Raw genomic sequence first — 19818 nt, forward strand, 5'->3', positions numbered from 1 at the left:
GCGGAGTTTAGTTTACTCTCAGACCTGGAAGCCGTTGATGTTTACTTTGCACATCCTTATTCTTCACATGAGAGAGGAACAAACGAGAACTTCAATGGTCTCCTCAGAGAATATATCCCTAAAGGAGTCTCACTTAATTCACTAACCTCTGAAGAACTGGACAAGTATATCACTGCCATCAATGAGCGCCCCAGACGACTTCTTCAATATCAATCCTCGAAATTTCTGTTTGGGCTAGCCCAGACAGCTTAACCTCTGGATCTCTAGTTATCAATGAACTTGTTGCACTTGACTTGACAATGTGCGACAAGTAAAAGTTGTGAAGTATTGGTTAAAAAGTAATGAGGTATTTTCTGCGACAGATATAAAAGGTGGAGTTGCTATAACCTATAGAGATTCTGAAAATATCTTTGGGAAAATTGGGACATTTACAGTTTTTGAAACATTGAATAGCATTGTTCAGAAAGTTGAAAACAGAAGTGATTTCTCACCTTTTTCAGAAATAGTTTATCCACAAGGAATTTATAGATTCTCAAATAAATTTTTTGAAGACTTTCCTGAGGCAGAGCAACTACAAGGTAAAGGTACAAAGAATAAAATTGTATCCAAATCATTTACAAATTTCGATTTTGCCTTTTTTAATAATGTTGAGAACGAAGATGCGTATGTTAAGATTTTAGGTCGTTCGGGCACGGAAAGAACATATAAATTTATAAAAAAAGAGTACATAGATTTTCCAGAACCCTTTGCAAACTATAATATATTTGTTCCTGAAGCGAATGGTAGCGGAGCTTTAGGAGAAGTGTTAAGTACACCCCTAATCGGGGAACCCCTAATCGGGCATACTGATACGTTCTTAACTATTGGCAATGTAACAACAGAATTTGAAGCAAATGCCTTATTAAAATACATAAAGAGTAAGTTTGCGAGAGCATTATTAGGTGTTTTAAAAATTACTCAGCATAACTCCCGCTCCACTTGGGCAAAAGTCCCTCTCCAAGATTTTACGTCAAGCTCGGACATCGACTGGTCCCAGTCGGTGGCGGAGATTGACGCCCAGTTGTATAAAAAATACGGCCTTTCTCAGGAAGAGATTGACTTTATTGAATCCAAAGTAAAAGCCATGGATTAGTCCTTGTTCATTAGGATATGAAAAGCTAGAAAAAGAGAAGTAGGTAATCTATGTCCGTTTTGATTAAAACTTCAGAAGAGATTTCTCCAAAAATCTACGCCTATACCACACCCCATGTGACGACCAATGACGGCTGGATCAAGATTGGTTATACCGAGCGTCAGGTGGAGCAGAGGATTAAGGAGCAGACCCACACGGCGGGGATTGAGCCGTCTATTCTGTGGCAGCAAGAGGCTAGGTACATCGAAGAGCCTGACAAAGGCAAGCCTTTCAAAGACCATGACTTCCACCAGTTTTTGAACTTCCATGCCATCGAACGCCGTTCCAAGACCGAGTGGTTTTATTTCAATGGCCATCCAGAACAGGCCAACCTCCTGTTTGACAGGTTTGTCCGTCATGATGTTTCAGGTTACCAGCCTGGGGAGCAGGTAGACTACCAGCTCAGACAGGAGCAGGAAGAAGCTGTCCAGCAAACCTTGACCTATATCCAGACCAATCAGGACGCGCGTAAGAAAGAGTTTCTCTGGAATGCCAAGCCACGCTTTGGCAAGACCCTGGCCACCTATGACTTGGTCAAGCGACTCAACTGTGACCGAGTCTTGATTGTGACCAACCGCCCAGCCATCGCCAATTCCTGGTTTGATGATTTTCATAAGTTTATCGCGGGATCGACCTCCTATAAGTTTGTTTCGGAGTCGGATTCCCTCAAGGGCAGACCATCCCTATCACGAGAGGACTTCCATAAACTCCTCTTTACCGAGGAAGACGCTAAGGAAATCGCCTTTTTAAGCCTTCAAGATCTGAAAGGGTCCAAATACTTCGGCGGCGCTTATGATAAATTGCAGTGGGTAGCCAAGACCCAGTGGGATCTCTTGGTCATTGATGAGGCCCATGAAGGAGTGGATACGGAAAAAACAGATGTTGCCTTTCACCAAATCCAGCGCAACTTTACCCTCCACTTGTCTGGAACTCCCTTTAAGGCTCTAGCCAAGGGCAAATTTTCGGAAAACCAGATATACAACTGGTCCTATGCGGATGAGCAGGCTGCCAAGCAAGATTGGCTCTCAAGCTCCGAGCAAGAAAATCCCTATGAAAACCTTCCCCAGCTCAACATGTTCACCTACCAGATGTCCAAGATGATCACGGACAGGGTTCGAGATGGTGCGGATTTTGGCAGTGAAACGGTTGATTTTGCCTTTGACTTGAATGAATTTTTTGCGACCAATGAATCAGGCAGCTTTATCCATGAGAGAGAAGTCAAAGAATGGCTGAACACCCTGACCACTAATGAAAAATACCCATTTTCAACTAGAGAGCTCCGTCGGGAAATCAAGCACAGCTTTTGGCTATTAGACCGAGTGGCCTCTGCCAAGGCCTTGAAAGACTTGTTGGAAGACCATCCAACCTTTGACCGGTATAAGATTGTGCTGGCTGCAGGTTCTGTCAGTCAGCGAGAAGCTGAGGATACAGAAGCCAATGGCAAGTCGCTCGATATGGTCAGGAAGGCCATTGCTGAGTATGACTATACCATCACCCTGTCTGTCGGTCAGTTGACGACTGGTGTGACCATTCCAGAGTGGACAGCAGTCTTGATGTTGAGCAATCTTCAATCTCCAGCCCTCTATATGCAGGCTGCCTTTCGTGCCCAAAACCCTTACAGTTGGGTGGAAGGAGACAAGGTTTACCGCAAAGAGCGGGCCTATGTCTTTGATTTTGCTCCTGAACGGACCCTGTCACTCTTTAGTGACTTTGCCAATAACCTCAGTCTAGCGACAGCGGGTGGTGCAGGAATCAGTCAAACTAGAGAAGAAAATATCCGCAACCTGCTCAACTTCTTCCCTGTTATCGCAGAAGATAGGGAAGGCAAGATGGTGGAAATTGACGCTCAGGCAGTCATGACCATTCCAAGCCAGATACGAGCAGCAGAAGTCATCAAGCGTGGCTTTATGTCCAACTTCCTATTTGACAATATCGCAGGCATTTTCCGTGCTAGTCAGCTAGTCTTGGACATCTTGGATGAACTCCCTGTTGAGCAACAAGGGAAAATCAGTCATGCACCTGATACACTTGAATTTCCAGATATTGAGGTGGATGAAGAAGGACAGGTTCAGGTGGCAGAAGACTTGGTCATCAACCGTCAAGAAGTCCTTTTTGGGACAAAAGTTTATGATCTGTTAGACACTGTGGAAGAGTTGGTTGACCAGGTAGAAACAGTTGACAAGGCTTTTGTAAAAACGGTTCAGAAAGAAATATCTTCTACCTTGGTGGCAGACCTAACTGCTGGCTATGACTTGACCAACCGGGAAAGTAAACAAATTGAGAAGCAGATTCATACGGAGATTGAAAGCCTCATCCAGCGTAGCGAAAAAGAATTTGATATTCAGCAGGCTCATCTCGAAAATGAATACCAAGAAGCCTTGAAGGAAACGGTGGATAGTCAGCAACAAGAGGAACTAGAGCAGGCCTATCAAGCCAAGAAGATAGAAGCGCACCAAGCCCATCAAGCAGAGTTACGGCAACGGCTGGCAGAAAAAGTGCAGGATTTGCCGCATGATCTGGTCAAACAACAGGAAGTCAAACAGCGAGAACGCACCAAGGCTCAGGCTGAGGACGAGATTCGCGGTCACTTACGTGGCTTTGCACGCACCATTCCAAGCTTCATCATGGCTTATGGAGATGAACATCTAACCCTAGCAAACTTCGATAGCTACGTACCAGATGAAGTCTTCATCGAGGTAACGGGCATCAACCTCAACCAATTCCGTTATTTGCGTGATGGTGGACCTGAATTTGCCGGCCATCTCTTTGACCAGCCGACCTTTGATCAGGCCATCCAAGAATTTTTACGGAAAAAAGCAGAGTTGGCAAACTATTTTGAAGATAGGACAGAAGACATCTTTGACTATATTCCACCTCAAAAGACCAACCAAATCTTCACACCGAAGAAGGTGGTTCAGAAAATGGTGGATGAGTTGGAAAAGGAAAATCCTGGTATCTTCGACGACCCATCCAAAAACTTTATTGACCTCTATATGAAATCAGGGCTATATATCACAGAGTTGGTCAAACGCCTCTATAATAGCCAAGGCTTACAAGCAGCCTTTCCAGAAGGGCATGAGCGGCTCAAGCATATCTTGGAAGAGCAAGTTTACGGCTTTGCGCCAACGGCTATTATCCATAAGATCGCTTTGGAGTTCATCTTTGGCACCTTACCTGACACCATTAGCCGGAAAAACTTCTTACAAGTAGATACTGTTCCTTATGCCAAGGAAGGCATGATGCAGGAGTTGATTGATAAATCTTTTGGATAAATTGAAGGAAAACTTGTCATTTTTGGCAAGTTTTTTCAGATAAGGTGCTATACTAAAACTAGGAATGGAGGGTGGATATGTTATGGCAAATTATGTTTATCAACAGGTCATTTGTTCCAAAGATTTTTTTGAAACCTACTTTTTAGATTACTACCCGATAGACGAAAAAAGGATTGATCCACCGTATATTAGTTTTAATAAACTTGTCTGTGTGAAAAATATTGGTGAATATAGGGAACAATTCGGTGAATACATCTATTATGGTTATGGCTTCACTCATAAGATACGGTCAGATGGCTTGATGGTCCTAAAGTTTGCGACAAAACGTGATGTTCCTATCGCTGCGATTAGAGCCGCTATTCAACTGGACCATAGCTTGGAGTGGTATGCGGTTGAAGAAAATTGTATCTATGTTTCTCGTTTTTATTGGAATCATGGTGTCCAAGAAGAGATTTATTTACTAGATGATGATGATGACTTTGGAAGATGGGTAGAGGCTAGATATGAGTTTGAAGAAGCACTGGCCGACTCAGATCATATTGTCTGGTATTATTTATTGGAGAATAAGAATAACTGGCTCGACAGGGCTACCTTGCTTGACCTACCGAGATATTATGAGGAGTGATTTGTGAGAGGAGAATATCATGTGGACAAAGAGAATAGGGTACATTACCGAACCTGGGAAATTGGTTGATTATTTCTTATCTGTTGGACAGTTTCATGATTATTTGATTGGTTCTTTTTCCTATGATAGTCAGTCAGCTAGTCTACGTTTAACCATTGAGGAGGATTGTTTAGCAGAAAGTCCTTCTAATGCGCCAGCCTTGGTTTGGGATTTGGAATGCCAGGGAGTGACAGATTTTAGAATGCAAGACATGGAGGGACTTTCGAGGTGGTGGATTTATGAAGTTTTATATGATGGCACTACTTGTCAATTTCAGCTTGTAAATGGCTATTTTTCCTTCTCGGCAGAAAGTTTTAAGTTGGGAATTCCCCATAAACCGACTACAGTAGGGCATCCAGCCATTACTCGTTTGCAGTATGATTATTTCTTGCAAGAATTTGAGGCGGGGATGAATGTTGATGAGACTGCTTTTCGTTTTGAGACAGATAATCAGGATACTCTTCGATATATTGGATATTCAGGAAATGAAGCTCCCTACTGGGCAGGTTTGTCAGATCTACCAGATGGAGGTAGATTTAATACAGCTCAGGAGCTCTTTGAGGCAAAAATCTATGATGGTCAATCTCTCAAGGAGAGATGGAGTGAGGTCAAGATTTATAGTATTCTTTCTTTGCCTTTGGATGACTGGTTGAGTTGTGTACCGCATTCTGTTGAAACGCATGTGTATGAACCGGAGGATGACTATGGTCTCTATATCAATGGTGTTGAATTAGATGGTTTTATCGATGAGGATGGGAAGCCTTGTCCATCTTGTGGTATAGCCCCATGTTATTTAGATGATTATGACGAACATTTTTGTCCTTATTGCAATAGCTGGATGACGGAGGACTGGTGGGATAGAGATGAGGTACACTACTTTGAAAAACGACCTCTTGAGCCGGCTCTCTTATGGAAACCGAATAAAATGCTACGATTTTGCCAGGTACAATTTTCAGTTGACGGCAAACCCTATACCTACTATTGTCCTGACCAAACGATAGAAAGGGGAGACTGGGTGGAAGTTTTAGTTGGCAAGCAAGCTATAAAAAAAGCTGTTCCAGTAGTGGCTATCATTACCGCGCCAGCAGACCGTCCTCCCTATCCTCTCAACAAGATAAAAACTGTGCTTGGTAAGTCAAGAGAGTGGTCGGAAATAATTGCCGAAAAACTGGAGAATTTACTAACTCACGGCTATATCTGTGATCTATCGGAAGAAAAAATCCCAGCCGATTCATCGGTAGCTTACGACCTCTTGAAAACTCCGATCGGCAATTTCTGGTTGGAATTTAATGGTCAGCCCATAAAAATGTCCATTATAGCTCGGTATCCAAATCTTGAGGATACGTACTTTGTGGAAGGAAGTTATCATCTGAAACCTTTTGCGCCGGATTTTGTTGATTTTAAGAGTTTATCGATTTGTACAGATATTGACTTTAGAACTGGCAGATTGATTGACAACTTAGGCGGTGAACATCAATACGGGAACAATTGGCAAGTTGGGGATTACGATATTGGAGTTGTCGCGCACCCATACTCATACGATGAAGCTGAAGTAGATGAAAACATGTTAGGAATTCCCTATTTTCGTGAATGGATAGAAGACTATCAGCATCTAACTTGCTTTTCGGTTGCTTGGAAATACTATGCTTCCGATGAGGATTTATCCATCTGGTTCAATGTCTAACTGAATGAAGCACCTTCTGTATGAGCTAGGCTAGGTTGTAAATCTCTATTCATTTCAATAATAAAAGTATTTTTCCATATCAATAAAGAAACCGCCAACTATATGGCGGTTTGAAGCTATTTAAAATACAAGAGTCTCAACCCGTTCAAAATCACCAAAATCGTTGATCCTTCGTGGCCCACCACACCGAGTGGCAGGTTGATAGACTGGAAGAGGTTGGAGATGATAAGAAGGGCAATGACAGATAGAGCAAAGATGATGTTCTGCTTGATGATGCCCCGCATTTTCTTAGAGAGACGAATAGAGTAAGGAATTCTCGTCAGGTCTTCCATGAGTACGATGTCAGCTGACTCCATAGCGATGTCCGTTCCGCTTCCCATAGCATAGCTGACATTGGCTTGAGCCAGGGCGGGAGCGTCGTTGATGCCGTCTCCGACCATGCCGACAGACGCAAACTCGGTTTGTAATTCTTGGATAACAGCAGCCTTATCCGTCGGCAGACAGTTGGCAATCACACGGTCAATACCGACCTGACTCGCCACGTAACGAGCCGTCTTTTCTTGGTCGCCCGTCAAGAGAATTGGCGTCACTCCCATTTCTTTCAACTGGGCCATTAGCTGCTTGCTCTCAGGTTTCAAACTATCTTCCACCATGAAGATCGCCACCAGCACATCATTTTGGCTGACATAGACCAGGGTTTTCCCAGTACTTTCCGCCTCATCGATCTGTGCCAGCAAGCCAGCAGACAGGGGACTGACCAAGCTGTCCACCACAAAGCCCGCCTTACCGATTTTCCAGCTGTCGCCCTCATAGCCAGCCACCAAGCCTTTTCCGGTCACGTCTTCTAGGCTTTGGAGGGCAATGGCAGAGCTGTCAGCCGTATAGGTCATGAGGGCCTGAGCAATCGGGTGGCTAGATTGTTTTTCGACAGCTTGGACCACCTCTTTGATCAAATCTTGCTCCCCAAGATAAGTAGCATCGACAACCTGAGGTTTCCCGATGGTTAAGGTGCCTGTCTTGTCAAAGACAATGGCCTCCAGTCCAGCGATATTATCTGCAATATCACCGCCCTTGATAATCATGCCCTTACGAGCAGCTCGGCTGATGGCTGCCAAGGTAGCTGGAGAAGAAGATGCCACCAAGGCGCAAGGAGAAGCAATGGTCAATAAAATCATACCGCGATAGAAGGCGGTCAACCATTCCCAACCCAAAGCAAAATGAGCAAAGAGGATGAACAGTGGGACTACAGCAAGCACAATCTTGACGTAGGTATCTTCCATGTTTTCAATAAAAGTAGCTGTTTTTGACTTGTTCTCTTGGGCGTTTTCCACCATCTGAACAATCTTATCAAAAAGGGCGTCGCCCTTTTCGGCAGTTACTTGCACCAGAACAGTTGGACCTTGGTTGATGGTCCCTCCGATGACCGTCGCGCCTTCTACTTTTTCCGCAGGCAATGGTTCACCAGTAATCATAGATTCATCAAAAATAGACTGAGGGCTGAGCAAGGTGCCGTCAAGTGGAACGGTGTCGCCTTTACGAACCTGAATGGTATCACCGACATGAATAGATGCCGTATCCAGAACAGTAATCTCACCATTTTCATCGACTTTTCGTGCAGTTGGCGGTGTCATATTCATGAGTGAGGCGATAGCATTTCTGCTCTTTTCCATGGCCAATTCTTCCAGAGTAGAAGAAAGGGAGAAGATAAAAATGAGCAGGGCACCTTCCATCCAGTAGCCGATAATGCCAGAGCCGATGGCTGCCAAAATCATGAGAACGTCGACAGACAGGTGCTTGTCGAAAATCAGCTCAGAAAGTCCTGCCTTGGCAGACAGGTAGCCACCGATGACAAAGGCCAAAATGAAGGAAGGTGCTGCAAGTGCCTCTTGTCCTGTGTTGAGCAAGATGATACCAACGATAATGAAGAAGAGACAGAGTGCAGTCGTGATAATATGGATATTTTTCTTTAATTTGTCTAACATTGTTTTAAGTTCCTTATCTATTAGGATAAGTTAATTATAACAATTCTAAATAAAAAGTCAATACTTATTTAGAATTATTTTAAATAAGAGTTGTCAGACAATTCCCATAAAACGAAAAAACGACCGCTGTGGTCGTTTTTTCGGATTCTCACTTAGTTTGGCAATCCGGGCAAATCCCGTAGATAGACAGGACTTCCTTGGTAATTTTGTAACCTGTTTGTTCGTGGGCTTCGCGTTTGAGGCTAGGGATTTCTACGTCCATGAAGTCGGTAATCTTCCCGCATTTTTCGCAGATGACATTGAGATGTTCGTGGCCCATAAAATCGTAATAAGTCGTATTGTCACTGGTTCGTTTGATTTCTGTTACAAATCCTTCTTCCAACAGAAGTTTCAGATTGTTGTAAACAGTGGCTAGGCTCATTCCCGGGTAGTCTGGTAGAAGATCTTGGTAAATCATTTCTGCACTAGGATGGGCATCGGTCTCGATGATATAAGCCACGACAGCTTTACGCGTTTCTGTGATGCGGACGCCTTTTTCCTTTAAGTGTCGAATAACATGCTCAAAGGCAGTTTGGTTTTCTGCATTCAGGTGAGAATGTAGCTCCATTCCGGCCTCCTTTTCTTTTTATAATAATTCTAATTTATTCTTCTTCATTATAGACTTTTTTTTCAGGGCTGTCAAATGTGAATTTGGTAGCTTTCTTCTGTGCTAGGACAGTTGTAATTTCCTTCTCTTTTTTTCCAGTATCTTTTATGCTACAATCAGAACATGACACGATTTAAGGCAATTATTTCCTACGACGGACATGACTTTTCTGGTTTTCAACGCCAGCCCCATGCCCGTACCGTTCAGGAAGAAATCGAAAAAACACTAGTAAGACTAAACAGTGGCCAGCGGGTGACAGTGCATGGTGCAGGTCGGACAGACGCAGGAGTGCACGCTTATGGTCAGGTGATTCATTTTGACTTGGCTGGCAGTCGAGATGCTGAGAAGCTCCGCTTTGCTCTTGATACTCAAACACCTGAGGACATTGATGTGGTCAGTGTGGAGCAGGTAGCGGATGATTTTCATTGCCGCTATGCCAAGCACAGCAAGACCTATGAGTTTCTGGTGGACATTGGTCGGCCCAAAAATCCCATGATGCGGCACTATGCGACCTTTTATCCCTATGATTTGGACTTGAGCTTGATAGAAGAAGCCATTCAGGACTTAGTTGGGACCCATGACTTCACAGGCTTTACAGCTTCGGGGACATCGGTCGAGGACAAGGTACGGACCGTCACAGCGGCGACAATGGAGTATGACCAGCGGCGGCAGTTTTTGATTTTTACCTTTTCAGGCAACGGTTTTTTGTACAAGCAGGTGCGGAATATGGTCGGGACCTTACTGAAAATTGGTAATGGTCGGATGCCTGTGGGGCAGATCAAGCGGATATTAGCGGAAAAGGATCGGAACTTGGCAGGTCCAACTGCGGCAGGCAACGGCCTCTATCTAAAGGAGATTATCTATGAAGACTAAGTATATTTTGGCGCTTTCGGGCAATGATATTTTCAGCGGTGGCGGTCTCCATGCAGACTTGACCACCTACACTGTCCATGGCCTGCATGGTTTTGTGGCGGTGACCTGCTTGACAGCTATGACGGAAAAAGGTTTTGAGGTTATTCCGACAGATGCAGCGGTGTTTGCCCAGCAGTTGGCTAGTTTGAAGGATGTGCCCTATTCGGCTATTAAGATTGGATTGCTTCCGACGGTGGAAATAGCAGAGCAGGCTTTGGAGTTCATCAAGGCTCGTCAAGATATTCCTGTGGTCTTGGATCCAGTCTTGGTCTGCAAGGAAACACACGATACAGAGGTCAGTCAGCTTCGCGATGAACTCTTGAAGTTCCTTCCCTATGTCAGCATCACCACGCCAAATCTGGCAGAAGCTCAGCTATTGCTCCAAAAGGACATCAAAACGGTGGAGGATATGAAGCAGGCGGCAGTGGCCTTGTATGACTTGGGAGCCAAGGCGGTGGTCATCAAGGGAGGCAATCGTCTGGGCGGCTCAGAGGCGGTCGATGTTTTCTACGACGGTCAGGAAGTGGTGGTGCTCCAGTCGCCTCTGTTGCCAGAAAATAATGTAGGGGCAGGCTGTACCTTTGCGTCTAGCATTGCCAGTCAGCTTTTGCTGGGTCAAGATTCTTTAGAGGCAGTCAGACTATCCAAGGATTTTGTCCATGCGGCGATTGAAAAATCAGATGATTATGGGGTGATTCAATATGAGAAATAAAAAAACACAAGAATTAGTATTATTAGCCATCTTAACAGCCTTGACCCTGGTCTTGGCCCATGTCCATATGCCGACCCTATCCGGCTTTGTCACACTTTTGGATGTGGGAGTTTACTTTACAGCCTTTTACTTGGGCAAGAAAGAAGGAGCTATTGTCGGCGGTTTGTCTGGACTCTTGATAGATTTCTTGCTGGGCTATCCCCAGTGGGCATTCTTTAGTCTAGTCTTCCACGGAGCTCAGGGTTATTTTGCGGGTTGGACAGGCAAGAAACGGATTTTCGGTCTAGTCTTGGCGTCACTCTCTATGGTTGGGGGTTACTACCTGGCATCTCGGATTTATTTTAATGACCTCAAAGCCATTGAAAGTGTTTTTGGCAATAGCATGCAAAATTTTGTCGGTATGGGCTTAGGGTTTGCAGTGGTCAAATTAGTAGAGAAAAGTGGAGCTATTGGCTATGTCACTCGATAAAATCAAAGTTCAAACCCAGCACGTTGTGCAAGAAGTCCTAGAACTCAGCAATCTTCAAAAGGGTCAGATATTTGTATTGGGTCTGTCTTCTAGTGAGGTGATAGGGGGGCATATTGGCAAAAATTCCAGTCTGGAAGTTGGTGAGGCGGTTGTTGAAACCATCTTGGAAATTCTGGAGCCAAAAGGTATTTATCTAGCTGTCCAGGGCTGCGAACACCTCAATCGTGCCTTGGTGGTGGAGCGTGAATTGGCTATTCAGAAAGACCTGGAAATTGTTAATGTCTTGCCAACCCTTCATGCAGGTGGTTCCGGTCAGTTGGCGGCCTTCAAGTATATGACGGATCCGGTGGAAGTCGAGTTTATCACCGCTCAGGCTGGTGTAGACATCGGCGACACAGCTATCGGCATGCACATCAAGCACGTCCAAGTTCCGATTAGACCTAGCCTGCGTGAGATTGGTCAGGCTCATGTCACCGCCCTTGCCAGCCGTCCTAAACTGATCGGCGGTGCCCGTGCAGCTTATCTGGAAGATCAAATACGGAAAAATTAATCACAGCCAGAAGGTTGTGATTTTTTTGAATACAAAATCCTTGCCAAGTAGATTTCTTTTTGCTAAACTTGTTCTTGTGGTTGATACAAGTTCAAAGGGAGGATTTCCATGGATACCAAATTTTCAGTAGCTTTGCATATCTTGACCATGATTAGCGAGAGTAGTGATGTCATGACGTCGCAGGCCTTGGCAACCAGTGTCGGTACCAATGCCAGTTATATCCGCAAGGTCATCGCTCTCTTGAAGAATGCAGGCATCATACAGTCCCATCAGGGCAAGGCTGGCTATGAGTTGAGCAAGGATCCGTCGGACATCAGCCTCCTGGACATCTACTATGCCACCCAGGAAGTCACGCATATCCAGCTCTTTCAGCAGCACCAACACGCCAATCAATCCTGCCCAGTTGGTCGGCACATTGCAGGGGCTGTCCAGCCAATCTTTGCGACCATTGAGCAGGATTTGCAGGATAGATTATCCCAAGAAAGCTTGGCCCAGGTCATTGCTAACTTGTATCAAGAGGCAAAAAAATCCAACTGACTTTTACAAGTCAGTTTCTATTTCGCACAACTTGGACTTGTATCAGATACAAGTCTGTAAATAAAAGGAGTAAACCATGAAAGCAGCACAACACACATCTTATAACAAAGACAATATCGCACTCAACCTAACAGACATTGCTAAGCCAAACATCAAACCAGACCAGGTCCTTATCAAAGTGACCGCAGCAGGTGTCAATCCTTTGGACAACATGATTTCTCGTGGAGATGTCAAGATGATTGTCCCTTACAAATTGCCACAAACAGCGGGCAATGAGGTCGTTGGCTTGGTGGAAGAAGTCGGCTCAAGCGTGACCAATTTTGCAGTTGGTGACCGTGTCTTTGGTCGTCTTCCTCTCGACAATATCGGTGCCTTTGCCGAGTATGTAGCGGTGGAGGCTGCTGCACTTGCTAAAGTTCCTGCCTATCTGACGGATGTGGAAGCGGCTGCCGTTCCCCTGACTGCCCTGACCATTATGCAGGCATTGGACCTCATGGGTGCAGAGGCTGGCAAGACCATTTTCATCTCAGGTGGTACAGGCGGTGTCGGTGGTATGGCCATTCCCATTGCCAAAGCCAAGGGTTTGACGGTCATTACCAACGGTGATGGGGCAAATGCAGAGCGGGTATTGGCGTTGGGTGCCGACCAGTTTATCGACTACAAGACAGAAGATTACACTAAAACCCTCTCCCAAATCGACTATGTACTGGACACACTTGGTGGTGCAGAAACCGAAAAACAAATGTCGATTATGAAAAAAGGCGGTCAGTTGGTTTCCCTCCGTGCTATGCCAAATGGCGAATTTGCCAAACGCATGAACCTACCAAAATGGAAACAATTCCTCTTTGGTTTGGTTGGTCGCAAATTTGACAAGATGGCGGAAAGCTACGGTGTGCACTACCATTTCATCTTCGTAGAAAGCAATGGTCAACAGTTGCAAGAGGTAGCAGACATTTTCAGCAAGTTAGAAATCAAACCGTCTATCGATACCGTTTATCCATTTGAAGAAGTCAACGCAGCCTTGGACAAGGTCGCAAACGGTCGCTCACGTGGAAAAACTGTCCTCAGTTTTAAATAGTAGGAGTACTTATGTCTTATATCACAACTAAAAATCAATACATAACTGTCGCTGGCAATCAGATTGCCTACCGTGAACTAGGTAAAGGCAAGTCTAAACTGCCCTTGGTCATGTTAGTCCATTTGGCCGCAACCTTGGATAACTGGGATTCAAAATTGCTGGATTTACTGGCTGAAAAAGAGCACATCATCGTCCTTGATTTGCCTGGCGTCGGAGCCAGTCAAGGCAAGGTAGCTCCTACGATTCCAGGAATGGCAGAGCAGGCTCATGCTATTATCAAGAACTTGGGGCATACGAAAATTAACCTGCTCGGTCTTTCTATGGGTGGTTTTATTGCCCAAGAAATCGTCCGTCTTGATAGTCAAATGGTTAACCGCTTGATTCTAGCAGGAACAGGACCTCGTGGCGGTGTTGAAGTCGATAAGGTGACAGGAAAAACTTTTCGCTATATGCTGAAGGCTGGTATGGAGCGCGTGGATCCAAAACGCTACATTTTCTACAACCACGATGAAGCAGGCCGACTGGAAGCTGAAAAAGTTTTGGGTCGTATGGGAGAAAGAAAAGCCGAGTATGCAGACAAGGACATGAATGTCCCAGGATTTTTAACACAGCTGAAGGCAATCAAACGCTGGGGTAGAGATCCTCAAGACGATATGACCTTTATCACGCAACCAACGCTGATCGTCAACGGTGACAAGGATATGCAAGTTCCGACTGAGAACTCTTATATCATGCATGAGAAAATCAAAAACAGTCAACTCATCATCTATCCCAATGCAGGTCACGGGTCTATCTTCCAAAATGCAGATGACTTTTCAACAGCCTTGATAGACTTTTTGGAGGAATAGTCCCTATTACTCTTGCATATACAAGGCCTGCAAAGTCCCCAAAATCACCTTAGCCTGCTCTTGAAAGAGTTGATTGAGTTACTTGTCTTCCTTATCTTTTGTCTGTATAATAATCTAAAACGAAAGGAAATCAAATGAACACAAAAGATTTTTACTGGGTACGAGAACCAGAAAACTATCAGATTTCGGAAAAAGAAATTAGAATCACAACCCAAGCTCATACAGACTTGTGGCAGAAAACCTACTACCATTTTATCAATGATAATGCTCCCCTGCTCTTGATGGACACAGAGGAAGAGTATTTTTCCTTTACGGTTAAGACGGATTTTTCCAATAGCCATACTCGTTTCGATCAGTGCGGTGTAGTAGTCTATCAGGATTCGGAAAACTGGATTAAGGGCTCGATTGAGTATGAAAATGAAGATTTTCAGCACCTAGGTAGCGTCGTGACCAATCAGGGCTTTTCAGACTGGGCAACTCAGGAAGTACCTGCTTCTGTCAAGTCAATCTATTACCGTTTGAGCCGAAGGGGTAGCGATTTCTGCATTGAAAACTCTAAAGACGGTGTCCATTTTGAGCAGATGCGGATTTGCCACTTACATGAAGGTAATGGTAAAATCCATTTTGGTATCTATGCTTGCTCGCCAGAAGATTCTTCTTTTGAAGCGGTCTTTTCCGAAATGAGCTTGACTGACTGCAAGTGGTTGGCCCACGACGGTCAGCAACCAGATTAGAAGCTCTGCCATTTCCCAAAAGTCCGTTATAAAATCGTTGAAATCCTTGTCAATTGTGTTATAATGAAGAGTATGCAATAAAATTTTAAGGAGAATGACAGAATGTCTGTATCATTTGAAGCAAAAGAAACAAACCGCGGCGTTTTGACTTTCACAATCGGTCAAGATGCCATCAAACCAGAATTGGACCGCGTTTTCAACAAAGTTAAGAAAGATATCAATCTTCCAGGTTTCCGTAAAGGTCACTTGCCACGTGCCGTCTTCAACCAAAAATTTGGTGAAGAGTCATTGTACCAAGATGTCGTAAATGCATTATTGCCAGCAGCTTATGAAGCAGCAGTTGCTGAAGCTGGTCTTGAAGTCGTTGCACAACCAAAAATTGATGTAGTGTCAATGGAAAAAGGTCAAGACTGGACAATCACTGCGGAAGTTGTGACAAAACCTGAAGTAAAATTGGGTGACTACAAAAACTTGGCAGTTTCAGTAGAAGCTACTAAAGAAGTAACTGACGAAGAAGTAGATGCGAAAATCGAACGCGAGCGCAACAACTTGGCTGAGTTGGTCATCAAAGAAGATGCAGCAGCTGAAGGCGATACAGTGGTAATCGACTTCGTAGGTTCAGTTGACGGCGTTGAATTTGACGGCGGTAAAGGTGAGAACTTCTCACTTGGACTTGGTTCAGGTCAATTCATCCCAGGTTTTGAAGCACAATTGGTAGGTCACGCAGCTGGTGAGGAAGTAAACGTTGAAGTGACTTTCCCAGAAGACTACCAAGCAGCAGACCTTGCTGGTAAACCAGCCCTCTTCGTAACAAAAATCCACGAAGTAAAAGCAAAAGAAGTTCCAGCCTTGGATGACGAATTGGCAAAAGACATCGACGAAGAAGTAGAAACACTTGATGAGTTGAAAGCTAAATACCGCAAAGAATTGGAAGCAGCAAAAGAAGTTGCCTTTGACGATGCAGTTGAATCAGCAGCTCTTGAATTGGCTGTAGAAAACGCTGAAATCGTTGAATTGCCAGAAGAAATGATTCACGAAGAAGTTCACCGTGCCATCAATGAATTCTTGGGTGGTATGCAACAACAAGGTATCTCACCAGATATGTACTTCCAAATCACTGGTACAACTCGTGATGACCTTCATAAACAATACGAAGCAGATGCTGAAAAACGTACTAAGACAAACTTGGTTGTTGAAGCAGTAGCTAAAGCAGAAGGATTCGAAGCAACTGACGCTGAAATCGAGAAAGAAATCGAAGACTTGGCAGCAACTTACAATATGGAAGTGGCACAAGTTCGTAGCTTGCTTTCACCAGAAATGCTCAAACACGACATCGCTGTGAAGAAAGCTGTAGAAGTAATTACAAGTACAGCAACTGTAAAATAGGATTGACATGAACAAAGGTTGGGCAATTTTCCCAGCCTTTTTTCAATGCGAAGGATTTTTGGTAGAGTTGCACAAAAACGTTTTGCTATTTTTGTATACCTTGACCTAGTTTCTACAAACGCTTTCATTTACAATATAACTATCAAAGAAAGAGAGGATTGAACATGGTTCAATTAAATTTAAAAAACATTTACAAAAAATACCCAAACAGCGAGCATTATTCTGTTGAAGACTTCAACTTGGACATCAAGGACAAGGAATTTATCGTATTCGTAGGTCCTTCAGGATGTGGTAAGTCTACAACCCTACGTATGATTGCTGGTTTGGAAGACATCACAGAAGGGGAAGCTTACATTGACGGCGTGTTGATGAACGATGTGGCACCTAAAGATCGTGATATTGCCATGGTATTCCAGAACTATGCTCTTTATCCACACATGACTGTATTTGACAACATGGCCTTTGGTTTGAAATTGCGTAAGTACAGCAAGGACGAAATCAAAAAACGTGTGGAAGAAGCGGCACAAATCCTTGGATTGACAGAATTCTTGGAACGCAAACCAGCTGACCTTTCAGGAGGACAACGCCAACGTGTTGCCATGGGGCGTGCCATCGTTCGTGATGCAAAAGTATTCTTGATGGATGAACCTTTGTCAAACTTGGATGCCAAACTGCGTGTTTCCATGCGTACAGAGATTGCTAAAATTCACCGCCGTATCGGTGCAACAACCATCTACGTAACCCACGACCAAACAGAAGCCATGACCTTGGCTGACCGTATCGTTATCATGTCTGCGACTAAAAACCCAGCAGGTACCGGTACAATCGGTCGTATCGAGCAAATCGGTAGCCCAGAAGAGCTTTACAACCGTCCAGTCAACAAGTTTGTTGCTAGCTTCATCGGTAGCCCTGCTATGAACTTCTTCACAGTGACACTTCAAGATGGTGTTCTTGTTGGAGATGGTTTCAAAGTGGATCTTCCAGAAGGTCGTCGCAAGCACTTGGAAGAAAAAGGCTACAATGGCAAATCATTTACCCTCGGTATCCGTCCAGAAGACATCAAGGCTTCTCAGTTGGAATTAGACACATACCCTTCTTCTATCGTGGAAGCAGAAGTGGTGGTATCTGAGCTTCTCGGTGCAGAAACTATGCTTTACTCTAAAGTCGGTAGCACAGAGTTTGTATCTCGCGTTGATGCGCGTGATTACCACAACCCAGGCGAAACTGTTCGCTTGACCTTCAACCTTAACAAGGCTCACTTCTTCGATGATGAAACAAGCAAGGCGATTGTCTAACCTTTCTAAAATCGTTCATAAAACACCTGACCGCTAGATGAAAATCTGGCGGTTTTTTTGGGGGTTAAGAACGCATAAATACTTGTTTTTTTTGTTAAATTCTATATAATAAATATAGAAAACACTTACAGGAGGTCCCCTTATGAAGAAGCTACTGAGAAAAATTCGTATAACGGCTCTTTATATTTTGCTTTACAATCTCATTTTAATCCTCTCCATTTGGCTAGGAAAGGTATCTTCCAAGGAAGAATTTATGATTGCAGTCGCAGGGAATGCGGTCATGATGGGCCTATCTTTCGTGCATTTGCACAACCAAGTGTCAGATGAATTTCATGGAAAAGTAGAAGAACCGTCGGCTTAAACTGACGGTTCTTGGTCTTTATAGACTTCGTAAAAATCAACCTTGAGGCGAATAAAAGCCTCCATATCGTGTAGGAGTTGGAAGAGGGTGGCCCGGGTTTCAAATTCTTCTCGGGTTTGCGGTAGAGGTCGCTCGCGGAAGGTGGCATGGAAGAGCTCGATGTCTAGGAGTAGTTCCTTGGCAGAATTTTCTCGGCTCAGTTGTTGGGCTGCTCGCTCGAAGAGGCTGGACAGGATGACATTTTCTCTGCCTTCCAGTAAACATTTGTTGATATTTCCTGCCATGGTCCGCAGGATTTTGTTTTGTGCGGCCCGCATTTCAAAGTAATGGACCTGGTAGTTGGTCTGCTGGAAGAGCTGGTTGTGGCGGTCTAGGTAGACGACTTTCAGGGCCTCATTCAAGGTCTGATCCAGCTGCGTAATCAATTCTGCCTCGTTTCGTCCGTCGCCGTTGAGTAGAAAGGCTTCAAAGCGGAGGAGAATCTGCTTGAGCAGGTCTTCGACTTGGTCGTGATAGGCCTGGATTTTCTTTTCTTGCGAAGGCATATAGAGGTTAAACAAAAGTGCCAGTCCTGCCCCAATCAGAAAAAGCGTTAGCTCATTTCCCAAAAAAATCAGTGAAATATCCTGCTCCAGCAAGAGATGGGTAACGAGGACGGTTGATGGGGCAATACCTGCCTCCCAGTTGAAATGGTAGGCCAGGGGGACGTAGAGGGCTAGGTAGATGCCTAGGGTCCAGATGCCGAAGCCAAATAGGGCGAAGGTCAGGACGGCTATGGTCAGGGCCAGGAGGGTGGAAAAGAGACGGTTACGGGCCATTTTGAAGCTGGACTTGCGGGTGTCCAAGATGCTGAGGATGGCGATAATCCCAGCCGACGTCGCATAGGACAATCCCAGCGCTGTCGCTAGGTAAACGGCTAGGACGGTGGCAAATATCAGTTTGATAGTGCGGAGGGAGATTGACATGATAGCTCCTTTGGTCTTGTTCTCTTTCTATTGTACCACAAAACAAAATCCTCCTAAAGCTAGGAGGGGAATGGTTATGCAAATAGAGCTAGGACACCAACTACCAAGTAGCAGACCAATTTGTAGCTTTCATTGATAAGGATGAGCTGGATAGAACGTTGCTCAAATAAATAATTTTTCAGCGATGAAATGATAGCGAATACACCCATGCCACCTGCTGCATGAAGTGGTGATACGCCAAGTGTTTGGATGTAAATCATTAACAAGACCGCAAAGATGACCTCGATAATGACAGACAGCATCATTTCTTTTTGTCCATTTTTACCAGCCTGACGATCAGCCTCAATCTTTTTCATATCAATGCCAGAGGCCTTAATCCAAGCATCGCGGAAAATCAAACCATACCACAAACCACCAATAGCAAAGGCTACAAGCCCTGCAACAATACCTAAAATAATCGACATAAGTTCTCCTTAATAGTTCCGCTTGTACGGACAATTTTTGAGATAAGGATACCACAGGGAGATGGGAAAGTCAAGATTAGAAAATAAA

Annotated in this window: 20 protein-coding genes; 16 read left to right on the forward strand and 4 right to left on the reverse strand. The window is 44.4% G+C overall.

Annotation, left to right across the window (positions count from 1 at the left end; all coding sequences use genetic code 11):
- The 5 genes from ACHBIE_RS00005 to ACHBIE_RS00025 form a co-directional block, all read left to right on the forward strand.
- Positions 1-252: IS30 family transposase (locus ACHBIE_RS00005; RefSeq protein ID WP_394732406.1), on the forward strand; the 252-nt coding region annotated here is incomplete at its 5' end.
- Positions 253-301: 49 nt separating this feature from the next.
- Positions 302-1132, forward strand: a complete 831-nt coding sequence (locus tag ACHBIE_RS00010; protein ID WP_394732407.1) for a DNA/RNA helicase — start codon at positions 302-304, stop codon at positions 1130-1132.
- Positions 1133-1182: 50 nt separating this feature from the next.
- A complete protein-coding gene (locus ACHBIE_RS00015; RefSeq protein WP_394732408.1) occupies positions 1183-4443 on the forward strand; it encodes a DEAD/DEAH box helicase family protein in 3261 nt (1086 codons plus the stop codon).
- A gap of 211 nt (positions 4444-4654) precedes the next feature.
- Positions 4655-5068: a hypothetical protein gene (locus ACHBIE_RS00020; RefSeq protein ID WP_394732409.1), complete on the forward strand. Its 414-nt coding sequence runs from the start codon at positions 4655-4657 to the stop codon at positions 5066-5068.
- A 19-nt stretch (positions 5069-5087) separates the two neighbouring features.
- The gene (locus ACHBIE_RS00025; RefSeq protein WP_105123571.1) at positions 5088-6791 is read left to right on the forward strand and encodes a hypothetical protein; all 1704 of its coding nucleotides are present in this window, start codon (positions 5088-5090) and stop codon (positions 6789-6791) included.
- Positions 6792-6907: 116 nt separating this feature from the next.
- Here ACHBIE_RS00025 and ACHBIE_RS00030 read toward each other — a convergent pair whose 3' ends face one another.
- Both ACHBIE_RS00030 and ACHBIE_RS00035 read right to left on the reverse strand, forming a co-directional pair.
- Entirely contained in the window at positions 6908-8773 is a 1866-nt protein-coding gene (locus ACHBIE_RS00030; RefSeq protein ID WP_394732410.1) for a heavy metal translocating P-type ATPase, read from the reverse strand.
- Between the two features lie 148 nt (positions 8774-8921).
- Complete coding sequence (locus ACHBIE_RS00035) at positions 8922-9380, reverse strand: Fur family transcriptional regulator (RefSeq protein WP_394732411.1); 459 nt, start codon at positions 9378-9380, stop codon at positions 8922-8924.
- 162 nt (positions 9381-9542) lie between these two features.
- On the opposite strand from ACHBIE_RS00035, the gene truA reads away from it, so the two are divergent.
- The 11 genes from truA to ACHBIE_RS00090 all read left to right on the forward strand — a co-directional run bounded on the left by truA (position 9543) and on the right by ACHBIE_RS00090 (position 18301).
- Entirely contained in the window at positions 9543-10292 is a 750-nt protein-coding gene (gene truA / locus ACHBIE_RS00040) for a tRNA pseudouridine(38-40) synthase TruA (protein WP_394732412.1), read from the forward strand.
- Positions 10282-11043 carry a bifunctional hydroxymethylpyrimidine kinase/phosphomethylpyrimidine kinase gene (locus ACHBIE_RS00045; protein WP_394732413.1) on the forward strand — a complete coding sequence of 254 codons (762 nt, stop codon included), beginning with the start codon at positions 10282-10284 and terminating at the stop codon, positions 11041-11043. The genes truA and ACHBIE_RS00045 overlap by 11 nt, the downstream gene beginning before the upstream one ends.
- Positions 11033-11512, forward strand: coding sequence for an ECF transporter S component (locus tag ACHBIE_RS00050; protein WP_394732414.1), 480 nt, complete (start codon positions 11033-11035; stop codon positions 11510-11512). The genes ACHBIE_RS00045 and ACHBIE_RS00050 overlap by 11 nt, the downstream gene beginning before the upstream one ends.
- On the forward strand, positions 11499-12062 hold the full coding sequence (locus ACHBIE_RS00055; RefSeq protein ID WP_394732415.1) for a TIGR01440 family protein: 564 nt from the start codon (positions 11499-11501) through the stop codon (positions 12060-12062). The genes ACHBIE_RS00050 and ACHBIE_RS00055 overlap by 14 nt, the downstream gene beginning before the upstream one ends.
- Before the next feature lie 108 nt (positions 12063-12170).
- The gene (locus ACHBIE_RS00060) at positions 12171-12599 is read left to right on the forward strand and encodes an Rrf2 family transcriptional regulator (RefSeq protein ID WP_172066956.1); all 429 of its coding nucleotides are present in this window, start codon (positions 12171-12173) and stop codon (positions 12597-12599) included.
- A gap of 76 nt (positions 12600-12675) precedes the next feature.
- Positions 12676-13677: an NADP-dependent oxidoreductase gene (locus ACHBIE_RS00065; RefSeq protein WP_105111371.1), complete on the forward strand. Its 1002-nt coding sequence runs from the start codon at positions 12676-12678 to the stop codon at positions 13675-13677.
- Between the two features lie 11 nt (positions 13678-13688).
- Positions 13689-14525 (forward strand): alpha/beta fold hydrolase, encoded by an 837-nt coding sequence (locus ACHBIE_RS00070; protein WP_394732416.1) that lies wholly within the window; start codon positions 13689-13691, stop codon positions 14523-14525.
- Positions 14526-14659: 134 nt separating this feature from the next.
- Positions 14660-15259 carry a DUF1349 domain-containing protein gene (locus ACHBIE_RS00075; protein ID WP_394732417.1) on the forward strand — a complete coding sequence of 200 codons (600 nt, stop codon included), beginning with the start codon at positions 14660-14662 and terminating at the stop codon, positions 15257-15259.
- Between the two features lie 102 nt (positions 15260-15361).
- Positions 15362-16645, forward strand: coding sequence for a trigger factor (tig, locus tag ACHBIE_RS00080; protein ID WP_105123578.1), 1284 nt, complete (start codon positions 15362-15364; stop codon positions 16643-16645).
- Between the two features lie 164 nt (positions 16646-16809).
- Positions 16810-17940, forward strand: a complete 1131-nt coding sequence (locus ACHBIE_RS00085; protein ID WP_105111367.1) for an ABC transporter ATP-binding protein — start codon at positions 16810-16812, stop codon at positions 17938-17940.
- 142 nt (positions 17941-18082) lie between these two features.
- Entirely contained in the window at positions 18083-18301 is a 219-nt protein-coding gene (locus tag ACHBIE_RS00090) for a hypothetical protein (protein WP_002942208.1), read from the forward strand.
- On the opposite strand, the gene ACHBIE_RS00095 is transcribed toward ACHBIE_RS00090, so the two are convergent.
- Positions 18298-19266, reverse strand: a complete 969-nt coding sequence (locus tag ACHBIE_RS00095) for an aromatic acid exporter family protein (protein ID WP_394732418.1) — start codon at positions 19264-19266, stop codon at positions 18298-18300. The two genes, ACHBIE_RS00090 and ACHBIE_RS00095, sit on opposite strands and share 4 nt — an antisense overlap.
- A 74-nt stretch (positions 19267-19340) precedes the next feature.
- A complete protein-coding gene (locus ACHBIE_RS00100) occupies positions 19341-19730 on the reverse strand; it encodes a DUF1761 domain-containing protein (protein WP_105111365.1) in 390 nt (129 codons plus the stop codon).
- Positions 19731-19818: the final 88 nt, after the last annotated feature.

The organism is Streptococcus sp. A23 (assembly GCF_043674155.1).
GTDB classification, from domain to species: domain Bacteria; phylum Bacillota; class Bacilli; order Lactobacillales; family Streptococcaceae; genus Streptococcus; species Streptococcus suis_V.

Coding starts and splice junctions, on each gene's coding strand:
- ACHBIE_RS00100 (WP_105111365.1), bottom strand. CDS start 19,730: ATGTCGATTATTTTAGGTATTGTTGCAGGGCTTGTAGCCTTTGCTATT.
- ACHBIE_RS00075 (WP_394732417.1), top strand. CDS start 14,660: ATGAACACAAAAGATTTTTACTGGGTACGAGAACCAGAAAACTATCAG.
- ACHBIE_RS00035 (WP_394732411.1), bottom strand. CDS start 9,380: ATGGAGCTACATTCTCACCTGAATGCAGAAAACCAAACTGCCTTTGAG.
- ACHBIE_RS00095 (WP_394732418.1), bottom strand. CDS start 19,266: ATGTCAATCTCCCTCCGCACTATCAAACTGATATTTGCCACCGTCCTA.
- truA (WP_394732412.1), top strand. CDS start 9,543: ATGACACGATTTAAGGCAATTATTTCCTACGACGGACATGACTTTTCT.
- ACHBIE_RS00085 (WP_105111367.1), top strand. CDS start 16,810: ATGGTTCAATTAAATTTAAAAAACATTTACAAAAAATACCCAAACAGC.
- tig (WP_105123578.1), top strand. CDS start 15,362: ATGTCTGTATCATTTGAAGCAAAAGAAACAAACCGCGGCGTTTTGACT.
- ACHBIE_RS00055 (WP_394732415.1), top strand. CDS start 11,499: ATGTCACTCGATAAAATCAAAGTTCAAACCCAGCACGTTGTGCAAGAA.
- ACHBIE_RS00060 (WP_172066956.1), top strand. CDS start 12,171: ATGGATACCAAATTTTCAGTAGCTTTGCATATCTTGACCATGATTAGC.
- ACHBIE_RS00050 (WP_394732414.1), top strand. CDS start 11,033: ATGAGAAATAAAAAAACACAAGAATTAGTATTATTAGCCATCTTAACA.
- ACHBIE_RS00090 (WP_002942208.1), top strand. CDS start 18,083: ATGAAGAAGCTACTGAGAAAAATTCGTATAACGGCTCTTTATATTTTG.
- ACHBIE_RS00030 (WP_394732410.1), bottom strand. CDS start 8,773: ATGTTAGACAAATTAAAGAAAAATATCCATATTATCACGACTGCACTC.
- ACHBIE_RS00065 (WP_105111371.1), top strand. CDS start 12,676: ATGAAAGCAGCACAACACACATCTTATAACAAAGACAATATCGCACTC.
- ACHBIE_RS00025 (WP_105123571.1), top strand. CDS start 5,088: ATGTGGACAAAGAGAATAGGGTACATTACCGAACCTGGGAAATTGGTT.
- ACHBIE_RS00070 (WP_394732416.1), top strand. CDS start 13,689: ATGTCTTATATCACAACTAAAAATCAATACATAACTGTCGCTGGCAAT.
- ACHBIE_RS00045 (WP_394732413.1), top strand. CDS start 10,282: ATGAAGACTAAGTATATTTTGGCGCTTTCGGGCAATGATATTTTCAGC.
- ACHBIE_RS00015 (WP_394732408.1), top strand. CDS start 1,183: ATGTCCGTTTTGATTAAAACTTCAGAAGAGATTTCTCCAAAAATCTAC.